Below are 20,396 nucleotides of genomic sequence, written 5' to 3'. Positions count from 1 at the left end.
TAAAATATTTTCACAACTAAGATTACCTTCACCGAAAGAAAGAACAGTGATGATTAATGCTGGATGAAGAGGAGGATTTATCCATGAGTACGATAGAGGTTTATAAACCAAAGAATCATGTCCGATTTGTAACAGCTTCAAGTTTATTTGATGGTCATGATGCATCTATTAATATCATGAGGCGTATTATTCAAGCGAGCGGGGCAGAGGTCATTCATCTTGGGCATAATCGGTCAGTTGAAGAAGTAGTGAATGCTGCCATACAAGAGGATGTCCAAGGAATTGCCATGTCTTCCTATCAAGGAGGTCATGTTGAATATTTCAAGTACATGTATGACCTCTTACAAGAAAAGGGAGCACCTCACATTCGCATCTATGGTGGCGGTGGAGGCGTTATTATTCCACGTGAAATTAGAGAATTGCACGAATATGGGATAGCAAGAATTTTTTCACCTGAAGACGGCAGAAAGAATGGCTTGCAAGGAATGATCAATGAAATGCTAGAAGAATGTGATTTTCCTACGTTTACTCAACAAGATGATAACCTAGTTAAGAAGCTTCCAGAAGGCAATGTGAACTCGATAGCAAGGTTAATTACAATCGCCGAACATCACATTAGTTTAGAGAAAGAACTTGCGGCCAGTCTGGATCCCGTAATGGATAAAGTGAAGAAACTAGAGAAACAAGTCCCAGTCGTTGGTATCACTGGAACAGGGGGAGCGGGTAAAAGTTCATTAACGGATGAACTAATTAGAAGGTTTATCCATGATATCCCTGATAAGAAAGTAGCTATTCTTTCAGTTGATCCGACAAAACAAAAAACAGGTGGGGCATTACTCGGAGATCGGATAAGAATGAATGCGATTTTTCATCCGAGAGTCTATATGCGAAGCCTGGCAACAAGAAAAGCGAGAAGTGAATTGTCACTGGCTATTAAGGATGCGATTTCAGTAGTAAAAGCTGCTGGTTTTGATTTAGTCATTGTCGAAACAAGTGGTATCGGTCAAGGGGATGCAGGTATTACGGATATTTGTGATGTCTCTATGTATGTGATGACTAGTGAATTTGGCGCTCCTTCACAGTTAGAAAAGATTGATATGATTGATTATGCTGATTTAATTGTTATCAATAAATTTGAACGTAAAGGGTCGGAAGATGCGAAAAGACAAGTGCAAAAGCAATATCAGCGCAGTCACATGCTATTTGAAAAAGAACTTGATGACATGCCTGTCTTCGGTACGATTGCCAGTCAATTTAATGACCCGGGCACGAATGCCGTATTTGCTAATCTTGTTGAAATCATAAATAAACAAGCGGGTTTAAATTGGGTAACCACTTATGAGAAAACGGCTGATGTAGAAAAACAAAATGTCATCATTCCGAATGATCAACGTTACTATTTAAGAGAAGTTTCTGATACGGTACGCACCTATCATAAAAAAGCCGAAGAACAAGCGGATTTAGCAAGAAAGCTTTTTCAGCTAGAGGGTGCAATGACCATGTTATCTGAAGAAAAAGATACAAGTGCGCACAGTGCCCTGCAAATGTTAAAAGATAAGACATATGAACAATTAACAATTGAATCTAAGAAGATATTAGAAGGTTGGGAGCAGTTAAGAGAGCAATACAAAGGTGATAAGTTTGTCACAAAAATAAGAGATAAAGAGATAGTAACTATTCTGCGGACGAAGAGCTTATCTGGCTTAGAGATCCCGAAAGTGGCTCTACCGAGTTATAAAGATTACGGGGAAATTATCAATTGGGTTTATAAAGAAAATGTACCAGGCTCTTTCCCTTATACAGCTGGTGTTTTCCCTTTTAAACGAGAAGGAGAAGATCCGAAGAGACAATTTGCAGGTGAAGGTACACCTGAAAGAACCAACCGTCGTTTTCATTATTTATCTAAAGATGACGATGCGAAGCGATTAAGTACAGCTTTTGATTCAGTTACTTTATATGGAGAAGACCCGGACTATCGCCCAGATATATATGGAAAAGTAGGAGAGAGTGGCGTTAGTATTTGTACACTTGATGATATGAGGAAGCTCTATGCGGGCTTTGATCTTTGTCACCCAACGACTTCTGTCTCTATGACAATAAATGGTCCGGCCCCTATCATCCTAGCGATGTTTATGAACACAGCCATTTCTCAGCAAGTTGAAAAGAAAGAAAAAGAATTAGGTAGGAATCTCACAGTAGAAGAGTTTGCAGAAGTCAGAGCTTTCACTTTACAAACTGTACGCGGAACCGTTCAGGCTGATATTTTAAAAGAAGACCAAGGCCAGAATACTTGCATATTCTCCACTGAGTTTGCCTTAAGAATGATGGGAGATATTCAACAATATTTTATTGATCAAAAGGTTCGAAATTATTATTCTGTTTCCATTTCAGGCTATCATATTGCCGAGGCGGGAGCGAACCCTATCTCTCAATTGGCGTTTACCTTAGCCAACGGTTTTACTTATGTGGAATATTATTTAAGCAGAGGGATGAATATCAATGACTTTGCGCCAAACCTTTCATTTTTCTTCTCGAACGGTTTAGACCCAGAATACACTGTTCTCGGTCGAGTCGCGAGACGTATATGGGCGACGGTTATGCGCGACAAATATGGTGCAAATGAGAGAAGTCAAAAATTAAAATACCACATTCAAACGTCTGGTCGTTCTTTACATGCACAAGAAATAGACTTTAATGATATTCGTACAACGCTGCAAGCATTAATGGCACTCCAAGATAATTGTAATTCTCTTCATACTAATGCATATGACGAGGCGATTACAACACCGACAGAAGAATCAGTTAGGCGAGCGATGGCTATCCAAATGATAATTACTAAGGAACATGGATTGTCTAAAAATGAAAATCCTTTACAAGGTGCATTCATTATTGATGAATTAACAGATTTAGTCGAAGAGCAAGTATTGGTTGAATTTGAGCGAATGAATGATCGCGGTGGCGTACTAGGTGCGATGGAGACACAATATCAACGCGGTAAAATTCAAGATGAATCGATGTATTATGAAATGAAAAAACATACAGGAGAGCTGCCGATTATTGGTGTCAATACGTATATCAATCCAAATCCACCAGCAGATGATGCAGTTGACAGTATGGAGATTGCCAGGGCATCTAAAGAAGAAAAAGAAACACAAATACGTAATCTGCAACTTTTCCAAGAAAGAAATCAAGCAGTTGCTCAAGAAGCACTGCAACGATTAAAAGAGGTTGCAGTAAGCGGTGGGAATATTTTTGACGAACTAATGGAAACGGTTAACGTAGCAAGTTTAGGACAGATAACAAATGCATTATATGAAGTGGGCGGACAATACAGACGGAATATGTAAATTGTCATAATTGAATAATAACCCGGACCATCTAAAAATGTTAAAAGGTGAGTTCGGGTTTTTAAACGTCTAGAGAGGATATTTTATTCATTGACTTTTCCGGAATGAATAAATTGGGTACAATGGAGTAAAGTGATCGTATTCAACAAAATTTCTTGAGTAAATAAGATATACAATTGCTAACCATCATCATATAATAGTATCGGTATGGATTTTGTTTTTTAAGGTGGGTGCGAGTGTGAAGCAAATTATGATTGTTTTTGCATTCATAGTGTTTATCATATGTGCACGATATCTTTATTCAATACAACTAGGGGCCATCCCCTTCTTTTTGTTGTCTGTCTTTTTTACTCTTTTAGCAATAAGATTGTATCAAAAGGAGAGACAACTCGAAGGTCAATGTAAAAAGTAGGAAAACTTATCGTTAAAGGTAGCATAAACACTAATAATTTGTTTATAATGAAGAATATGCGTTTTTTTCTTTTAAGAAGGCACCGCTGCTTGTAACCTAGAGATTGGACGAGTATGTTTAGGTTGTCTTTTTTATTTTTAGCGTTATACTATTAGGCACGAAATATTTGATTACATGTTGCTAATACATAGCTTGATATAGGGAAAGGAAGTGCTGGTCTTGAGTTTAAAAGGATACTCAAAAGAGCAATTAAAAGAAATGGCATTAATTGAAGTGGCTCATGAATTATTAAATGAAAGAAAAGAGCCTTTGGCGTTTGCTGACATTGTGAGTGAATTAAAAAACCTTTTGGATCTTAGTGAAAAAGAATTCCAAGAGAAGATTGCCCAGTTCTATACAGATTTAAATATCGAAGGGCATTTCATTGGTCTTGGAGACAATCGTTGGGGACTGCGTGCATGGTACCCTGTAGAACAGTATGAAGAGGAAGTTGTTACAGTTATTAAGCCGAAGAAGAAAAAGGCGAAAAAATCTGTAATAGATGAGGAAGAGGAAGATTTTGAAGAAGAAGACATCGATTACGATGATTTAGAGGATTACGATGATCTAGATGAAGACGATGATGTGGATGATCTTCTTGATGATGAAGACGATGACGATGAAGATATCGAAGAAGATTTCGATGAAGACGATGATCTCATCGATGATTTAGAAGATGATGATTTAGATGAAGATGAAGACGATGAGGACAGAAAATAATAGCCTTGACTTTTTTCTTGTAGCCTTGTAGAATCATTTTTGGGCTCCTTTAAAAAGGAACGATCATAAATTGATACGCTAAAAGCGCTCCCTTACTTAATTAAAGTAAGCGGGGCGCTTTTTATTTTTTTGAGTAAGGCTTGATAGTTGAGCATGTGCTGCTTCTACCAAGTTTTTCAAATAAAAGGTCGTGCATGGGACAATTTTTTATGAAAGATAAGATTCATCTTTTTAAACAAAGGATAAATGCACAAGCTATGAATAGTTAAGGGGGAATCATTCATGACAAAATATATTTTTGTTACAGGCGGCGTTGTTTCGTCATTAGGTAAAGGAATCGTTGCAGCATCTTTAGGACGTTTGTTAAAAAATAGAGGGCTTAGCGTAACGATACAAAAGTTTGACCCGTATATCAATGTGGACCCAGGTACAATGAGTCCTTATCAACACGGTGAAGTTTATGTAACAGGAGATGGCGCAGAAACGGATTTAGACTTAGGTCACTATGAGCGTTTCGTAGACATAAACTTAACTAAATACAGCAGTGTAACAACTGGGAAGATCTACTCAACGGTTCTACGTAAAGAGCGTCGTGGAGATTATAACGGAGGAACGGTTCAAGTAATCCCTCATGTTACAAATGAAATTAAAGATAAAGTTTTCCGTGCGGGACATGAAACGAATGCAGATGTCGTTATTACTGAAATCGGTGGAACTGTCGGTGATATCGAATCATTACCATTCCTAGAGGCGATTCGCCAAATTAAGAGTGATATCGGCCGAGATAATGTTATGTATATTCATTGTACATTGGTGCCGTATATTAAAGCGGCTGGAGAAATGAAAACAAAGCCGACACAACACAGTGTAAAAGAATTAAGAAGCTTAGGTATTCAACCAAATGTTGTCGTTGTCCGTACAGAAATGCCTATCTCTCAAGAAATGAAAGACAAGCTTGCACTCTTCTGTGATATTGATAAAGAAGCAGTTATTGAATGTAGAGACGCTGAAACACTTTACACTATTCCATTAGCTTTACAAGAACAAGGCTTAGATAAACGTGTATGCAAAGAGATGAAATTAGATTGTGCAGAAGCAGATATGACTGAGTGGAAACAACTTGTAGACAAAGTGCTTCACTTAACGAAGAAAACAAAAATTGCACTTGTAGGGAAATACGTTGCTCTTCAAGATGCTTATATTTCTGTTGTTGAAGCATTAAAACATGCAGGTTATGCACATGATGCAGATATTGATGTAAAATGGATCAATGCAGAGCATGTCACTAAAGAAAATGTTGCTGAACTTTTAGGGGATGTTGACGGTGTTCTTGTACCAGGTGGATTTGGGGATCGTGGGATTGAAGGAAAAATCCTAGCAACACAATATGCCCGTGAAAACAATAAACCATTCTTAGGCATTTGTCTGGGTATGCAACTGGCTACTGTTGAATTTGCTCGTAACGTTCTTGGATTAGATGGTGCACACTCAGCGGAAATCAATCCTGAAACGAACCACCCAATCATTGACCTTTTACCTGAACAAAAAGATGTTGAAGATTTAGGTGGTACACTACGTTTAGGCTTACAAGCATGTAAACTAGAAGAAGGTACAGCTGCTTATGAAGCATACCAAGATGAAGTCGTTTACGAACGTCATCGTCACCGTTATGAATTTAATAATCACTACCGTCAAGAAATGGAAGAAAAGGGTCTTGTCTTCTCTGGTACAAGCCCAGATGGTCGACTAGTAGAAATCATTGAATTGAAAGATCACCCATGGTTCGTGGCATCTCAATTCCATCCAGAATTCACATCTAGACCAACACGTCCACAACCACTTTTCCGTGACTTTGTCGGTGCTACAATCAATATCAATGAATAAATTGTTATAAGGAGGAGATTTCCGGATCTCTTCCTTTTTTTGTGTAAAATCAAGAATTCAAAAGGGTACAAAAATAAAATTTGGTATTTTTATTACAATCAATCTTCATAAAGCTAGCTTCTGTAAGTGGTATGACGTTACTCAGAAGGAAAAACCAAAGGTGAGCGCTTCGCAAAAGGGGTTTGCAAGTCACTCAGAGAGAAAACCAAAGGTGAGCGCTTCGTAAAAGGGGTTTGCAAGCCACTCAGAGAGAAAACCAAAGGTGAGCGCTTCGCAAAAGGGGTTTGCAAGCCACTCAGAGAGAAAACCAAAGGTGAGCGCTTCGCAAAAGGAGTTTGCAAGTCACTCAGAGAGAAAACCAAAGGTGAGCGCTTCGCAAAAGGGGTTTGCAAGTCACTCAGAGAGAAAACCAAAGGTGAGCGCTTCGCAAAAGGGGTTTGCAAGTCACTCGGAGAGAAAACCAAAGGTGAGCGCTTCGCAAAAGGGATTTGCAAGTCACTCAGAAGGAACACTAAAGGTGAGCGCTTTACAAAAGAGGCCCGCATGTCGTTCAGAAAGAGAAAGAAACATGTATCAGTGCATATCGTAAATTTGTCACTGAAAAATGTATGAACGAAACAAAAAATTTCACAGTAAATAATTTAGAATCGCTTCACACTTGCAAAGAAAAGTAATATTGGTTTAAAGAGACAATGAAACAAACACTAATCATTTATTTCAAAGCCGTTGTGTAGTTAAGAATATATGCGCCCGAGAAATGAGCCCTTCTATAACATATAAAAAAAGCAAGGAACCCCGTCAAAATGGAATCCCTCGCCTCATATAAATACACATATTAATAATCTGCTAATATCTCGTCTAACGTAAATTTAATTCCATGATAGATAAATAATGCTCCTATCGCAGATGGATAACCAACTCGTTCCCCGCTTTCATTTGGAACAAGTCCTTGCTTCAGTTGTAAGTCGAAATGTACATCGGAATAGGAGGCTAATTGCTCCGTGTTATCAGATGGAAGGGCACTTATTGTTGCAAAAGGTATGAATTGATTACTCAAATGTTGTGCTAATAGGAGTGCTTCCTTGTCATCACTCTCTCTGGTGATAATGAGAAAACGGTCACTAGCTGAGATATCATCAAATGATGCAGAAGAATCCCAGACTTTTGCGTTTGCCAGTGCGTCTACTCCCTCAGTTGCTTCGATACCGACAGCTTGCATCTCCTGTTTTCCGTAAATATATATATGGCCCTCACCGACACTCGCTTGAGCTAAAATTCGAGCAGCATCTTCTATTGATTCTTCATGATTGTCTTGCCATTTTTTAAATAAACCGAATAATTGTGTAGAAAAAATCTTTAACATTAATAATTCCTCCTGTACTTCTCCCAATATTATCATTATATTGAAATAAGACGAAATCACAAAATAATCAGGCTGCTCACTTTGGTTTTTTGGTGCTACAGTAATTGATTGATACACAACGAAAAGAGAACCATCAACTTGTCGAAATATAGCAATTAACGGCGATGACTCATTCTAGTTATTTTCCTAACAAATGCAGGAAAAAAACACTTAGAGTCGAATTTAAAAACATTAAGTATTCTTGATTAAACGAGAATGGGGTGTATTATGAAAGGGAAAATATTGATTGTCGATGATCAGTTTGGTATAAGGATTCTATTAAATGAAGTTTTACAGAAGGAGGGCTATGAAACGTACCAAGCAGCAAACGGAATTCAAGCCCTTGATATTGTAGCGAAGCATGACCCAGACTTAGTATTATTAGATATGAAAATCCCAGGCATGGATGGGATTGAAATTCTAAAGAGAATGAGAGAAGGGCATCATGATATAAGAGTCATCATTATGACTGCTTATGGAGAATTAGATATGATTCAAGAGGCAAAAGATTTAGGTGCTTTAACACATTTTGCTAAACCATTCGACATAGATGACATTCGGGCGGCAGTTAAGAAATATTTACCAGTACCTAAATAAGGTTATACAATTATGCCTTTTTTAATTAATAGTACATCTTATTTATGAAAAGTTATAACCTAATCATAGATTTTCTCTGCACATTTTGGTATGATACAAATGGAATTTATATGTTCATTTCATTTTTTCCGTTTGATGGAGAGCTATTAGGGTACATAAACATGTAGCTGGAAGGAAATCCTTTAAAAGGAATGACTGAAGTGAATAAGACAAGGAGGATTTTTACATATGCCTTTAGTTTCTATGACTGAAATGTTGAAAAAAGCAAATGCAGAGGGCTATGCAGTTGGTCAATTCAACTTAAATAATTTAGAGTTTACACAAGCAATTTTACAAGCAGCTGAGGAAGAAAAATCACCTGTAATTCTTGGTGTTTCTGAGGGTGCAGGTCGTTATATGGGTGGATTTAAAACGGTTGTTAAAATGGTAGAAGGTCTAATGGAAGACTATAATATTACTGTTCCAGTGGCCATTCATCTTGATCATGGTTCAAGTTATGATAAATGTAAAGAAGCAATCGATGCAGGATTTACTTCTGTTATGATTGATGCTTCTCATGATCCATTTGAGCAAAATATCGAAATCACTTCTAAAGTAGTAGAATATGCGCATTCAAAAGGAGTATCTGTTGAGGCTGAGCTTGGCACTGTTGGTGGACAAGAAGATGACGTTGTTGCAGATGGCGTTATTTATGCAGATGCAAAAGAATGTGAAGAATTAGTTCAGAGAACAGGGATTGACTGCTTAGCGCCTGCTCTTGGGTCTGTTCATGGACCATACAAAGGTGAGCCTAACTTAGGGTTTACAGAAATGGAAGAAATTCGTGGCTTAACAGGTGTACCACTTGTATTGCATGGTGGGACAGGTATCCCAACGAAAGATATTCAAAGAGCAATTTCTCTAGGAACAGCAAAGATTAACGTAAATACAGAGAACCAAATTGCATCTGCGAAAAAAGTACGTGAAGTCCTTGCAGCAGATGAAAAAATGTACGATCCACGTAAATATTTAGGGCCTGCTCGTGAAGCAATTAAAGCAACAGTAATTGGGAAAATGCGCGAGTTTGGTTCTGCTAACAAGGCATAAAATAGAAAAGAAGCCGTTGTTCATTCAACGGTTTCTTAAGCTTATTTAAAGCAACTTCTCAATTCAATCCCTCTTGACTCTCGGAAAACTCATTAGTCAACAATTTCCATCGGTGAATGAATCCATGATGCAAATGTTTCCTTAAAAATTTACATATTCATAACAATTCGAAACAACAACTACATTTCCAATTGTTATGGTGTAAAATAGGAGAAGGAAGATGCATCTAAATGCCTATCATATGTGAGCTTTTTAAAAATTGTTAGACATGTTAACATAAAGATGCTTATTTTTTCAATAGATAGACAACAATGGTAATGTAGATTACACCTGTGTTTTTTTAAAATGCGGGTTTGTTTTATGACTGATAGAGCAAAAGATTCCACATAGGACAAGCTTATTCTTATAGAGCATCCTCTATAAAGGGGTTGCGTTAACGGCTTAGAAGGGAGTTCAAAATGGAAAAGCTTATGATTGCAGGCGGGTACCCATTAAAAGGAACAGTGAGAATTAGCGGCGCGAAGAATAGTGCAGTTGCCTTAATACCGGCAACAATACTAGCAGATTCGCCTGTAACAATAGAAGGTTTACCAGATATTTCGGATGTGCAAATCTTAAAAGGTTTACTAGAGGAAATCGGTGGTGAAGTAACATTCGCTGATGGAGATATGCAGGTTGATCCTTCTGCAATGATCTCCATGCCTATGCCTAATGGCAAGGTGAAAAAGCTTCGTGCTTCTTATTATTTAATGGGGGCCATGCTTGGACGATTTAATAAAGCAGTCATTGGACTTCCGGGTGGTTGTCATTTAGGACCGAGACCGATTGATCAGCATATTAAGGGTTTTGAGGCACTCGGCGCAAGTGTAACAAATGAACAAGGCGCGATTTATTTACGTGCAGATGAACTAAGAGGTGCACGTATTTATTTAGATGTCGTCAGTGTTGGTGCAACCATTAATATTATGCTCGCTGCTGTAAAGGCAAAGGGTCGTACGGTTATAGAAAATGCGGCTAAAGAACCTGAAATTATTGATGTTGCTACATTGCTGAATAATATGGGTGCAAAAATAAAAGGCGCAGGTACTGATGTCATCCGTATTGATGGTGTAGATCAGCTCCATGGATGCCAACATACAATTATTCCTGATCGTATTGAAGCAGGGACTTATATGGTGCTTGCTGCAGCTTCTGGAGAGGGCGTTTTAATTGATAATGTTATTCCCCATCATCTTGAATCATTAACGGCAAAGCTAAGAGAAATGGGTGTACAAATTGAAGCGGGTGATGATCAAATTTTTGTCGGTCCCGCTGAAAAAATGAAGGCAGTAGATATTAAGACACTTGTATATCCTGGTTTTCCAACCGATCTTCAGCAACCATTAACGGCATTGTTAACGAATGCAGAAGGAACAAGCATGGTAACTGATACGATATATGGGGCTAGATTTAAGCATATTGATGAATTGAGAAGAATGAACGCCAATATTAAAGTAGAAGGTCGTTCGGCTATTATTAACGGCCCTATGAAGTTACAAGGTGCCAAAGTAAAGGCAAGTGATTTACGTGCTGGAGCGGCGCTAGTCATCGCAGGCCTTATGGCTGAAGGTGTAACAGAGGTTACAGGCGTTGATCACATTGATAGAGGTTATAGTCATTTAGTTGAAAAACTCAATGGTTTAGGGGCAACGATTTGGAGAGAAAAGCTAACTGATCAAGAAATTGAACAAATGAATAATGCTTAATGATGAATTGACAATGTTATAAATGTACATCTAGATTCCGCATCGATTTCAGTACATACTGAGACGAAGTGAATATTGGGGAGGAAGTAAAAATGGAAAGAAGTTTATCAATGGAGTTGGTTCGTGTTACAGAAGGTGCAGCACTAGCATCTGCTCGTTGGATGGGCCGTGGATTAAAAGATGAAGCTGATGGTGCAGCAACTGAAGCAATGAGAGATATCTTTAATACAGTTCCTATGCAGGGCAGAGTAGTGATTGGTGAAGGTGAAATGGATGAAGCACCAATGCTATATATTGGCGAAGAGCTTGGAACAGGTTCTGGCCCTCAAGTTGATATTGCAGTCGATCCTGTAGAAGGTACAAGTATTGTTGCCTCTGGTGGTTGGAATGCGCTTGCGGTTCTGGCAGTGGCAGATAGAGGTAACTTACTATATGCACCAGATATGTATATGGATAAAATTGCCGTTGGACCTGAGGCGGTTGGGCAAATCGATATCAATGCTCCAGTGATTGATAACTTGAGAGCTGTTGCGAAAGCAAAAAACAAAGATATTGAGGACGTTGTTGCAACTGTACTTAATCGTGATCGCCACCAACATATTATAGAGCAATTGCGTGACGCTGGCGCTAGAATTAAGCTAATTAATGAAGGTGATGTAGCAGGAGCCATTAATACGGCATTCGATCATACAGGCGTAGATATTTTATTTGGAGCAGGTGGTGCCCCTGAAGGTGTTGTTGCAGCTGTAGCATTGAAATGTCTTGGTGGTGAATTGCAAGGTAAACTGCTTCCCCAAAACGATGCGGAACTAGAAAGATGTATTAAAATGGGATTAGATGTTAACAAAGTTTTATTGATGGAAGACCTAGTTAAAGGCGATGACGCAATCTTTGCTGCGACAGGTATTACGGATGGAGAACTTTTGAAAGGCGTTCAATTTAAAGGATCTTACGGTTCGACGTCTTCTGTCGTTATGCGTGCTAAATCGGGCACAGTAAGGTTTATTGATGGTCGTCATAGCTTGAAGAAAAAACCTAATCTTGTAATTAAATAATTGATGATAGACCTAAGAAGTGCATCCTTGCATTTCTTAGGTTAAATTAAAATAGAAAGAATCCTTCCAAATATCCTACTATAAAATGTAGTTGCCTAACATAGAGGTTAGGGGTAAAATAAAAGATATTTTCAAAGGAAGACCAATCATTCCTCTATTACAAAGTAGAGTTGATTAAATCAAACTCTTCGTTTACTTCAGGAAGCCTCAAACATACTTTCCTTTCCAACCATATTCGAATGTATAATGAATCTTATTTCTTTAGCATATGGGGGAAATAATCGAAAAATCTAAAGAGTGGTGTAGAAATGGGACTAAATATTTCAAGTCTAGAGAATATGAAATTGAAAGAACTTTATGAACATGCAAGAGAATATAAAGTTTCTTATTATAGTAAATTATCAAAGAAAGAACTTATTTTTGCGATATTAAAAGCGAGAGCGGAACAAGAAGGATACTTCTTTATGGAAGGTGTTCTAGAAATCATTCAATCAGAAGGTTTCGGTTTCTTAAGACCGATTAACTATTCGCCTAGTTCAGAGGATATTTATATCTCTGCATCGCAAATTCGTCGCTTTGATTTAAGAAATGGTGACAAAGTTTCTGGTAAAGTTCGTCCGCCGAAGGAAAATGAACGTTATTTTGGTTTGTTACAAGTGGAAGCGGTTAACGGAGATGATCCAGAGACATCAAAGGAACGTGTTCATTTCCCAGGTTTAACGCCTCTATATCCTGATCGTCATATGAATTTAGAGACAAAAACAAGACATATTTCAACTAGAATTATGGACTTAATTTCACCAGTTGGTTTTGGACAACGTGGCTTAATCGTCGCTCCTCCAAAAGCAGGGAAAACGATGTTGTTAAAAGAAATTGCCAACAGTATTACAACGAATCATCCTGAAGCAGAGCTTATCGTATTACTTATTGATGAAAGACCGGAAGAAGTAACCGATATTGAACGCTCTGTTGCTGGTGATGTTGTTAGTTCAACATTTGACGAAGTGCCGGAAAATCATATTAAAGTGGCCGAGCTCGTATTAGAGAGAGCGATGCGTCTAGTTGAGCATAAGCGCGATGTTGTCATCTTAATGGATAGTATTACACGTTTAGCTAGAGCTTATAACTTGGTCATTCCTCCAAGTGGTCGTACGTTATCAGGCGGTATTGACCCAGCCGCATTCCACCGTCCGAAAAGGTTTTTCGGTGCCGCAAGAAATATTGAGGAAGGCGGAAGCTTAACCATCTTAGCTACTGCTCTAGTTGATACGGGATCACGTATGGATGATGTGATTTATGAAGAGTTTAAAGGAACGGGGAATATGGAATTGCATCTTGATCGTTCGCTTGCGGAAAGAAGAATTTTCCCTGCAATTGATATTAGACGATCTGGTACACGTAAGGAAGAATTGTTGATTCCTAAGGATCATCTTGATAAACTATGGGCAATCCGTAAATCAATGACTGATTCTCCTGATTTTGCGGAAAAACTCATGAGAAAATTAAAGCAAACGAAATCAAATGAGGATTTCTTTGCCTTATTGAGTGAAGAGATGAAAGCAAAACGCTCACATTAGGTTTGGAATCAAATGGTAAAGCTGATTCGTAATCGATGATTGCAAATTAAGCTCGACCTTGTTATAATGATTCCAGTGCGTTTCTAAGATTACGGTGAATCCGTAACTATATAACTCTGTTTCAGAATGATTCAGGGCGGAAGGAGATGAAAAGAATGAAAGCAGGAATTCATCCTAACTATAAAACAGCAATGGTGAAATGTGCATGCGGTAACGAATTCGAAACGGGTTCTGTACAAGAAGAAATCCGTGTAGAAACTTGCTCAGAATGCCACCCATTCTATACTGGACGTCAAAAATTCGCTGAAGCTGGCGGACGTGTTGACCGTTTCAATAAAAAATACGGCATCAAACAGAAGTAATTTAAATAACAATCAAAGCAGGCAAGTCATGATACTTGCCTGTTTTTTCATGAATGTCGAAAAATAGTGGTGCACACCACCACTATTTTTCGGCATTTAACATAAGAATGTTTCTTTTGTGAGACCTTAACAGTAAGGACTGTAATAGGTGTTTATAGATAGATTAGATTGTTGCGGAAGGAGAGACCTTTCATGTATGTTATCAATCATCATGGATGGGTTGAGGTAATTTGCGGGAGTATGTTCTCTGGTAAGTCAGAGGAGCTTATTCGCAGAGTAAGGAGAGCGCAATTTGCCAAACAGCAAATTGCTGTATTCAAGCCTCAAATCGATAAACGTTATAGTGAAGAATCAGTTGTTTCTCATAATGGGGCATCGTTTATTGCTCAACCTGTAGCCTGTTCAGAGGATATTTTGTCATTTGTTACGTCTGATACAGAAGTCGTAGCTATTGATGAAGTTCAGTTTTTTGATAATCAAATCATTGAAGTTGTGGAGATGCTTGCGGGGAACGGTCATCGTGTCATTGTGGCTGGGTTAGACGTTGATTTTCGTGGTGAGCCTTTTGGTCCGATGCCGGATTTAATGGCTACTGCTGAGTTAGTGACAAAACTACAAGCCGTATGTGCTGTTTGTGGTTCACCTGCTAGTCGAACGCAGCGTTTAATTGATGGTAAACCAGCATCATATACAGATCCCACCATTCTTGTTGGCGCATCGGAATCGTATGAACCTCGGTGCCGTGAACATCATGAAGTGATTGGCAAACCAAAAAGTATTAAAAATCACACGGAAATGATGAAATAACACATTTTTGATTGGAGACGCTAACTTTGGCGTCTTTTTTGGAACGAAAAAACTCCCTGGCATACATTTTTTTACATAGGAAATATTGCTTGCTGAAATTTTAAAATGAATGGGCATTTTATTTAGTAGGGGGTGCCATTCATTCATGAAAAAAACCATTACAGGTGTTTTGTTAATCAGTCTACTAACTGGTTGTTCTTATAATTACGGTGCAAACGCTGATAAAACTTATGATATCAACAAACATACCGATACCGTTAGAATAAGCAGCCCTTCTGGTCATCGTTCCGAAGATGTTCAGGAATGGTCGATGTATGAACAAAATCCCAACTTATTAAATACCAATGGCGATAAAAAATCAGACCGTAGTGATATTAATCAAGCAAGATCAACGATTAATAAGCTTACTGATTATGAACCAGGTGGTATATGGATTGACGGGGAATATATGCATGTAACTGTGTATACGAATAAAGACTTTTCATCAAAAGCGGAACGTGAAAAAGCTGAGGAAAGTTTGCAAAAAAAATTAGTTGGTGCGGTGCCGACCTATTATATAAATGTGAAAATTAGAGAAGACCATACAGACTAAAGAGACGGTGAATTAAACCGTCTCTTCCTTTTCCTTTTTAAATCCCTTTTGAGGTAAATTGGATACATAACTATGAAGTGCCATTCCGAGTATTACTAAACTGATTCCAACCGTAGCAGTGGCAGAAGGAAGAGGAGCAGATAAAATGATCACTTCACCAATCATTGCGAACAGCACTTCAAAGGACTGTGTTGCCTCCACAGCTCCAAGTTTTTGCATGTTGCCTTGAACGAGATCGGTGGCAGCAAAGAATAGTACCGTTGCAAAAACACCTGAAAATAAGGCTACTAACCCCGATTGATAAACTTGACTCATCGATGGCATGCCAGCTGTTTGTAAACCAATAAATGCAAGTAAGAGCCAAAAAGGAAGGCTAGCTATTGTCATACCAAGCACTCTTTGATAAGGATCTAAGCGCTTGTTTGTTAAGGCCATCATTTTTCGATTCCCTAGAGGGTAAGCAAACGATGCAATAAGAATGGCTAAGGTGCAAATAAAAGTATCTTTCACCGATACAACAGAGGCATGGTCCCATTGGATAACGAATACGCCAACTAAAATAATGAGACTCATGAGTAGTCCTCTAAAAGGAATTTGCCCTTTTATGCGAATGACTCCTTGAGAAGTGTGGCGCATTTCATAAAATAATGGGGCAAGTAGACTGCCAGAAATAATCGTGATTTGCCAGGTGGCAGCAATTAGCCAGCCGGGACCATAGGCAGCAGCAAAACATATAGGGGCATAAAATAGCCCAAAGCCAATTGTGCTCCATAGCATCCATTTTCCAGGAGCTTTTTTCATTTCAATCATAAGTGCACGTAAGCTCTTACGGTATAAAACAATGATAAGTAGAAGTGGAATCATAAAGAAGTAACGGAGCGATGCACTCCAATACCAGCTTCCTCCATTCATTTCCATAGCTGCATTTAAAACAAATGTAAAAGCAAAAAAGAATGCGGAGAGTATTCCAATCATAATGGCTTTCATGTGCTGCACCTCATTTTTAATTAGATAACTTTACTATAGTAAACGATGAAAGATTCATCAATCGAATAACAGAAATTTCTAAAATAATCTAAAGTGGTTTTGACTGAACAAGGCGGCTATACTATAATTAGAATGTTATACGTTGGAAATAAAACTGCATACTGATAGCAGTGATAAGATAGATGCTTGTTAATAATGAATTAGAGGTGAATAACCGTGTTTGATCGTCTTCAATCTGTAGAGGAACGCTATGAACGTCTTAATGAATTGCTTAGTGATCCAGAAATAGTAAATGATCCAAAAAAATTACGTGAGTATTCAAAAGAACAGTCTGATATCCAAGAAACAGTGGATACATATCGTGAATATAAAGAAATACATGAACAATATACAGACGCAAAGGCCATGTTGGAAGAGAAATTAGATGCTGAAATGCGTGATATGGTGAAAGAAGAGATTTCTGAATTAGAGGGAAAAGTGGAGCAATTAGAAGAAAAATTAAAAATCCTTCTCATTCCAAAGGACCCTAATGATGACAAAAACGTTATCGTAGAAGTTCGTGGCGCAGCTGGTGGAGATGAAGCTGCACTGTTTGCGGGTGATTTGTACCGTATGTATAGTCGCTATGCAGAGGTCCAAGGTTGGAAAATTGACGTCATTGAAGCAAGTAGTACAGGAGTCGGTGGCTATAAAGAAATTATCTTCATGGTAAACGGAAACGGTGCTTACTCTAAATTAAAATATGAGAATGGTGCGCATCGCGTGCAACGTGTACCGGAAACAGAATCAGGCGGTCGCATTCATACGTCTACGGCAACAGTAGCGGTGTTACCTGAAGCAGAAGAAGTGGAAATTGAGCTTCATGATAAAGATATCCGTGTCGATACTTTTGCATCTAGTGGACCGGGTGGACAAAGTGTTAATACGACTATGTCCGCAGTAAGACTTACCCACCTTCCTACGGGAACTGTCGTTTCTTGTCAGGATGAAAAGTCGCAAATTAAGAACAAAGAAAAAGCGATGAAAGTTTTGCGTGCACGTGTATACGATAAATTCCAACGAGAGGCACAAGCTGAATACGATCAGCAGCGTAAATCAGCTGTAGGGACAGGGGATCGTTCTGAACGTATCCGTACGTATAATTTCCCACAAAACCGTGTAACTGATCACCGAATTGGTTTAACTATCCAAAAGTTAGACCAGATCCTACACGGTAAGATTGATGAAATTATTGATGCTCTTATTTTAGAAGAGCAATCGGCTAAACTAGAGAGTGCGACTAATGAGTAATCGCAGAGTATTCGAAGCCCTTAACTGGGCTTCTTCTTTTTTAGAAGAAAATCAACGGGAAGGATATGCTGCTGAAATTTTACTAAGACATTATATGAAGATGAGTCGAGCTGAATTCTTAACAAGATTACGTGAAGAACTTCCTGAGGAGATCGATCAACTTTTTTCAAAGGCGATACTCACTCATATTACTGGTGAGCCTATTCAGTATATTATGGGCTATGAGGAGTTTTATGGTAGAAAATTTAAGGTGAATAAGGAAGTTCTTATTCCTAGGCCAGAAACAGAAGAGTTAGTCCTTGCTACGCTTGAGCGTATTCGTGCACGTTGGCAAGATGATACAGGGTTAAAAGTGGCCGATGTTGGCACAGGTAGCGGTGCAATTGCTATTACTCTGAAACGGGAAAACCCTCAGCTTGATTGTTTTGGAACTGATCTATATCCTGCAAGTTTAGAAGTAGCTAAGGGTAATGGGGCTTATTTAGACGCAGACATAAATTGGATAGTAGGGGACTTGCTGCAGCCTTTTATCAACTCTGGAGTAAAATTAGATATAGTTATCTCCAATCCCCCTTATATTCCAACTGCAGATCGTTCGTGGATGTCAGAGATTGTAACTGAACATGAGCCTAATCGTGCCTTGTTTGCTGGAGAGGATGGTTTAGACATCTATCGCCGTTTAGTAAATGAATTACCATATGTACTAACCGAACAAGCACTTGTTGGATTTGAAGTAGGTGCAGGTCAAGGGGAATTGGTCGCAAACTTATTAAAAGGTGCCCTCCCACAAGCACAGGTCGAAGTCGTCTTTGACATTAACGGGAAAGATCGAATGGTTTTCGCTGAAATAAGTAGCTAATGAGGATTTATAGCATTAGGAACTGATTGAAACCACCGCTCTCGGTAAGGAAATAGGAACCAAGAGCGGTGGAAAAAGAAAAATGACGGCACTTGGTGAAACGTCCAAGAGTGAGAGCGTTGTAAAGTGAACTGTCCTCGGTAAAAAAAGCTAACAGTCGTAAAAATTTAAAAATCCCCCAAAGAATACTTTCTGCAAGCTTCTCCCATTATAAAAGAAAAAAGACTCGTTATGGACATATGTATGGATTATAAACAAAGTAACGCTTTGTACATGTTAACTTAATCCGTTCACCATCTAAATTTAGTCTATCTTTCCTTCTTATTTTTATAACTTTTTAATTTTAATAGTTTAAGATGTTCTCTTTCTGACCACACTGTGGATAGTGAAGGGATGGTGCAGGAAGATGAAAACGAAATCGATTGTGAACTTATACATCTTAATTTTATCATTAGGTACTTTATTTAGTTTATATATACCGCAAACAGAGGTAGTGGCTGATGAATCACTAGTCATTCCTAACGAAGCGATCCGTTTAAGAATTCTAGCGAATAGCGATATGGAGAAAGATCAAAAGATTAAACGTGCGGTGAGAGACGAAGTAAATGCAAATATAACAGAGTGGGTATCCGATTTAACCTCTTTAGAAGAAGCAAGAGCATTGATTCAATCAAAATTACCAGAAATTCAAAAAATAGCCGAACGAGTTGTAGCTGAAGCAGGCTCTCAACAAACAGTTAAGACGGAGTTTGATAAAGTAGATTTTCCGACGAAACTTTATGGCCAGTTTTTATACCCTGCTGGTGAGTATGAAGCGATTCTAATTACGCTTGGTGAAGGAGACGGTGCGAACTGGTGGTGTGTTTTATTTCCACCATTATGCTTTCTTGATTTTTCAAATGGTGTGGCTGTGAGCGAAGGGTTTAGTGATGAAGAACAGCAAGAGGAAGAATTAGTAGTGGAAGAAGAGAACGTAGAAGAAGAAATGACCGAAAAAGAAGAAGATCCTGTTTATGCAGGTGAACAAGATGAAGAAGAAGTGGAAGTAAAATTCTTTTTAGCAGAGATATGGGATAAGCTATTCGGATAATATTTTAACTCTAGCAAATTTTTAGTTCTATCAATTTCAATTAACTCATATTCATAGACTATAAAATGAGGTAGAGGGTGAAGTGAATGAAAACAAGTATTGTAAGAGTTGCACAGAAGCAAGATGAAAACGAGCTCATGAAATTTTTAACAGAAGCGTCAGTTCGATCGGAAGGTGTAGCGGACTTAATTGATTACTTTTTAATTATGGAAGATGAAGAGGGAGAAATAAAAGCGACAATTGGCATCGAACCTTATGATACGGTTGGTTTGTTACGCTCGCTTGTTATGAAGTCAGAAACAACGGTGCAGACAGATTTATTGTATTTATTGCAACAAATTTTTCTATTAGCAAAAGAAAAAGGGTTATCCACAGTATATTTAGGATCAAATCGCAAAAGTACACTACAATTATTTTTATTAATGGGTTTTCAACAAGTGGATAAATCGGAATTGCCAACATTTTTAGTAGAAAAAGAACATATTAAAAATGTCCAATCTGTGGATAACTCTTTCTTTTTAAAATATTCACTCGAATAATGTGGA

The 20,396-nt window shown here is 38.3% G+C and carries 18 protein-coding genes; 16 read left to right on the top strand and 2 right to left on the bottom strand.

Annotation, left to right across the window (positions count from 1 at the left end; all coding sequences use genetic code 11):
- Positions 1–83 precede the first annotated feature (83 nt).
- From icmF to MKX67_RS21850, 4 genes are all read left to right on the top strand, one after another.
- Entirely contained in the window at positions 84–3,347 is a 3,264-nt protein-coding gene (gene icmF, locus MKX67_RS21865; RefSeq protein WP_341052501.1) for a fused isobutyryl-CoA mutase/GTPase IcmF, read from the top strand.
- A 631-nt stretch (positions 3,348–3,978) separates the two neighbouring features.
- On the top strand, positions 3,979–4,518 hold the full coding sequence (gene rpoE / locus MKX67_RS21860; RefSeq protein ID WP_095371560.1) for a DNA-directed RNA polymerase subunit delta: 540 nt from the start codon (positions 3,979–3,981) through the stop codon (positions 4,516–4,518).
- 282 nt (positions 4,519–4,800) lie between these two features.
- Entirely contained in the window at positions 4,801–6,402 is a 1,602-nt protein-coding gene (locus tag MKX67_RS21855; RefSeq protein ID WP_095371561.1) for a CTP synthase, read from the top strand.
- Positions 6,403–6,664: 262 nt separating this feature from the next.
- Positions 6,665–6,991 (top strand): hypothetical protein, encoded by a 327-nt coding sequence (locus MKX67_RS21850; protein ID WP_322909843.1) that lies wholly within the window; start codon positions 6,665–6,667, stop codon positions 6,989–6,991.
- 246 nt (positions 6,992–7,237) lie between these two features.
- On the opposite strand, the gene MKX67_RS21845 is transcribed toward MKX67_RS21850, so the two are convergent.
- The gene (locus MKX67_RS21845) at positions 7,238–7,765 is read right to left on the bottom strand and encodes a DUF2529 domain-containing protein (protein ID WP_307318189.1); all 528 of its coding nucleotides are present in this window, start codon (positions 7,763–7,765) and stop codon (positions 7,238–7,240) included.
- Between the two features lie 267 nt (positions 7,766–8,032).
- On the opposite strand from MKX67_RS21845, the gene MKX67_RS21840 reads away from it, so the two are divergent.
- From MKX67_RS21840 to MKX67_RS21805, 8 genes are all read left to right on the top strand, one after another.
- Positions 8,033–8,401, top strand: coding sequence for a response regulator (locus MKX67_RS21840; RefSeq protein WP_095371562.1), 369 nt, complete (start codon positions 8,033–8,035; stop codon positions 8,399–8,401).
- A 228-nt stretch (positions 8,402–8,629) separates the two neighbouring features.
- Positions 8,630–9,487, top strand: a complete 858-nt coding sequence (locus MKX67_RS21835; protein ID WP_095371563.1) for a class II fructose-bisphosphate aldolase — start codon at positions 8,630–8,632, stop codon at positions 9,485–9,487.
- Positions 9,488–9,945: 458 nt separating this feature from the next.
- Positions 9,946–11,232 carry a UDP-N-acetylglucosamine 1-carboxyvinyltransferase gene (locus MKX67_RS21830; protein WP_095371564.1) on the top strand — a complete coding sequence of 429 codons (1,287 nt, stop codon included), beginning with the start codon at positions 9,946–9,948 and terminating at the stop codon, positions 11,230–11,232.
- A 92-nt stretch (positions 11,233–11,324) separates the two neighbouring features.
- Positions 11,325–12,287 carry a class II fructose-bisphosphatase gene (gene glpX, locus MKX67_RS21825; RefSeq protein ID WP_095371565.1) on the top strand — a complete coding sequence of 321 codons (963 nt, stop codon included), beginning with the start codon at positions 11,325–11,327 and terminating at the stop codon, positions 12,285–12,287.
- Between the two features lie 308 nt (positions 12,288–12,595).
- The gene (rho, locus tag MKX67_RS21820; protein WP_095371566.1) at positions 12,596–13,864 is read left to right on the top strand and encodes a transcription termination factor Rho; all 1,269 of its coding nucleotides are present in this window, start codon (positions 12,596–12,598) and stop codon (positions 13,862–13,864) included.
- A 155-nt stretch (positions 13,865–14,019) separates the two neighbouring features.
- Positions 14,020–14,226 carry a 50S ribosomal protein L31 gene (gene rpmE / locus MKX67_RS21815; protein WP_095371567.1) on the top strand — a complete coding sequence of 69 codons (207 nt, stop codon included), beginning with the start codon at positions 14,020–14,022 and terminating at the stop codon, positions 14,224–14,226.
- Between the two features lie 192 nt (positions 14,227–14,418).
- Positions 14,419–15,033 carry a thymidine kinase gene (locus tag MKX67_RS21810; RefSeq protein WP_095371568.1) on the top strand — a complete coding sequence of 205 codons (615 nt, stop codon included), beginning with the start codon at positions 14,419–14,421 and terminating at the stop codon, positions 15,031–15,033.
- A 145-nt stretch (positions 15,034–15,178) separates the two neighbouring features.
- Positions 15,179–15,625, top strand: coding sequence for a hypothetical protein (locus tag MKX67_RS21805; protein ID WP_095371569.1), 447 nt, complete (start codon positions 15,179–15,181; stop codon positions 15,623–15,625).
- Positions 15,626–15,637: 12 nt separating this feature from the next.
- Here MKX67_RS21805 and MKX67_RS21800 read toward each other — a convergent pair whose 3' ends face one another.
- On the bottom strand, positions 15,638–16,612 hold the full coding sequence (locus tag MKX67_RS21800; protein ID WP_322909842.1) for a multidrug resistance efflux transporter family protein: 975 nt from the start codon (positions 16,610–16,612) through the stop codon (positions 15,638–15,640).
- Between the two features lie 216 nt (positions 16,613–16,828).
- On the opposite strand from MKX67_RS21800, the gene prfA reads away from it, so the two are divergent.
- The 4 genes from prfA to MKX67_RS21780 all read left to right on the top strand — a co-directional run bounded on the left by prfA (position 16,829) and on the right by MKX67_RS21780 (position 20,390).
- A complete protein-coding gene (gene prfA / locus MKX67_RS21795) occupies positions 16,829–17,902 on the top strand; it encodes a peptide chain release factor 1 (RefSeq protein WP_322909841.1) in 1,074 nt (357 codons plus the stop codon).
- Complete coding sequence (gene prmC / locus MKX67_RS21790) at positions 17,895–18,761, top strand: peptide chain release factor N(5)-glutamine methyltransferase (protein ID WP_322909840.1); 867 nt, start codon at positions 17,895–17,897, stop codon at positions 18,759–18,761. Before prfA ends, prmC begins: the two co-directional genes overlap by 8 nt.
- Before the next feature lie 406 nt (positions 18,762–19,167).
- A complete protein-coding gene (gene spoIIR / locus MKX67_RS21785; protein ID WP_322909839.1) occupies positions 19,168–19,851 on the top strand; it encodes a stage II sporulation protein R in 684 nt (227 codons plus the stop codon).
- An 86-nt stretch (positions 19,852–19,937) separates the two neighbouring features.
- Positions 19,938–20,390 carry a hypothetical protein gene (locus tag MKX67_RS21780; protein WP_095371574.1) on the top strand — a complete coding sequence of 151 codons (453 nt, stop codon included), beginning with the start codon at positions 19,938–19,940 and terminating at the stop codon, positions 20,388–20,390.
- Positions 20,391–20,396: the final 6 nt, after the last annotated feature.

Origin of the sequence: Cytobacillus sp. FSL W7-1323 (genome assembly GCF_038595015.1) — a bacterium.
Taxonomy (GTDB): Bacteria; Bacillota; Bacilli; order Bacillales; family Cytobacillaceae; genus Cytobacillus; species Cytobacillus kochii.
This window is presented reverse-complemented; position numbering and strand designations above follow the sequence as displayed.

Bases quoted from the DNA above. Each gene is read 5' to 3' on its own strand.
- MKX67_RS21855 (WP_095371561.1), top strand. From the start codon at position 4,801: ATGACAAAATATATTTTTGTTACAGGCGGCGTTGTTTCGTCATTAGGT.
- MKX67_RS21840 (WP_095371562.1), top strand. From the start codon at position 8,033: ATGAAAGGGAAAATATTGATTGTCGATGATCAGTTTGGTATAAGGATT.
- MKX67_RS21800 (WP_322909842.1), bottom strand. From the start codon at position 16,612: ATGAAAGCCATTATGATTGGAATACTCTCCGCATTCTTTTTTGCTTTT.
- spoIIR (WP_322909839.1), top strand. From the start codon at position 19,168: ATGAAAACGAAATCGATTGTGAACTTATACATCTTAATTTTATCATTA.
- rpmE (WP_095371567.1), top strand. From the start codon at position 14,020: ATGAAAGCAGGAATTCATCCTAACTATAAAACAGCAATGGTGAAATGT.
- icmF (WP_341052501.1), top strand. From the start codon at position 84: ATGAGTACGATAGAGGTTTATAAACCAAAGAATCATGTCCGATTTGTA.
- MKX67_RS21830 (WP_095371564.1), top strand. From the start codon at position 9,946: ATGGAAAAGCTTATGATTGCAGGCGGGTACCCATTAAAAGGAACAGTG.
- MKX67_RS21835 (WP_095371563.1), top strand. From the start codon at position 8,630: ATGCCTTTAGTTTCTATGACTGAAATGTTGAAAAAAGCAAATGCAGAG.
- glpX (WP_095371565.1), top strand. From the start codon at position 11,325: ATGGAAAGAAGTTTATCAATGGAGTTGGTTCGTGTTACAGAAGGTGCA.
- prmC (WP_322909840.1), top strand. From the start codon at position 17,895: ATGAGTAATCGCAGAGTATTCGAAGCCCTTAACTGGGCTTCTTCTTTT.
- MKX67_RS21810 (WP_095371568.1), top strand. From the start codon at position 14,419: ATGTATGTTATCAATCATCATGGATGGGTTGAGGTAATTTGCGGGAGT.
- MKX67_RS21805 (WP_095371569.1), top strand. From the start codon at position 15,179: ATGAAAAAAACCATTACAGGTGTTTTGTTAATCAGTCTACTAACTGGT.
- MKX67_RS21845 (WP_307318189.1), bottom strand. From the start codon at position 7,765: ATGTTAAAGATTTTTTCTACACAATTATTCGGTTTATTTAAAAAATGG.
- MKX67_RS21780 (WP_095371574.1), top strand. From the start codon at position 19,938: ATGAAAACAAGTATTGTAAGAGTTGCACAGAAGCAAGATGAAAACGAG.
- rho (WP_095371566.1), top strand. From the start codon at position 12,596: ATGGGACTAAATATTTCAAGTCTAGAGAATATGAAATTGAAAGAACTT.